Annotated in this window: 1 protein-coding gene; it reads left to right on the forward strand. The window is 75.8% G+C overall.

Annotation, left to right across the window (positions count from 1 at the left end):
- Window positions 1-117: 117 nt before the first annotated feature.
- Window positions 118-793 (forward strand): MFS transporter (locus AC5P09_RS52020; RefSeq protein WP_493880639.1); only part of this gene is annotated, 676 nt, incomplete at its 3' end.

Raw genomic sequence — 793 nt, forward strand, 5'->3', positions numbered from 1 at the left:
TGCGCGTCCCCGCTCCACGCCACCACTGGACGGCTTCAGGCGCAGCCACGGGTCGGCACATCCGGACGCCGACGACCCCGTGTGGCGCGTCCCGCCGGCCGGCGAAAGGGATGCGCCGTGCCTTCGGCGTCGGCGAACTACCGCACCCTGCTGCGCACTTCGGGTGCTGCGGCCTTCTTCTTTTCCGCCGCTGTCGGGCGTCTGGGCATCGCCATGACGGGGATCGGCATCGTCTGGCTGGTGTACGCACGCACCGGGTCGTATGCCGCCGCGGGTCTCGTCACCGGCGGATTCGCTGTCGCGGATGCCGTCGCCGGGCCCCAGATCGGGCGCCTTGTCGACCGGTTCGGGCAGGCGCGGGTGCTTTACTGCGCGCTGGGCGCACATGCCGGGGCCGTGGCGCTGCTGCTCGCCGGCGCCGTTCCGGACCTCATCGCCGGAGTGCTCGTCGGGGCAACGCTGCCACAGCTCGGCGCCCTGTCCGCCGCTCGCTGGTCCGCCCTGCTGTCCGGCGAACGGGCCGCCGCGCTGCCCACCGCCTTCGCCCTGGAGGCCCTCGCCAACGGCGTGTCCTACCTGGCCGGCCCGGCCCTGGTGAGCATCCTCGGCGCGGCGGGCCACCCGGGCGCCGGGGTGCTGCTCGCCGCCGCGCTCGTCGTCGGCGGCGGGCTCGCCCTCGCCGCCCAGCGCCGCACCATGCCGCCCCTCACCGGCCACGCCGAACGCCGGCACGCCGGACGCGCCCTGCTCCGCTCCGCATTCCTGCGACAGGTCGCGCTCGGCCTCGCGCTCG

It is taken from the genome of Streptomyces sp. a15 (assembly GCF_059026085.1).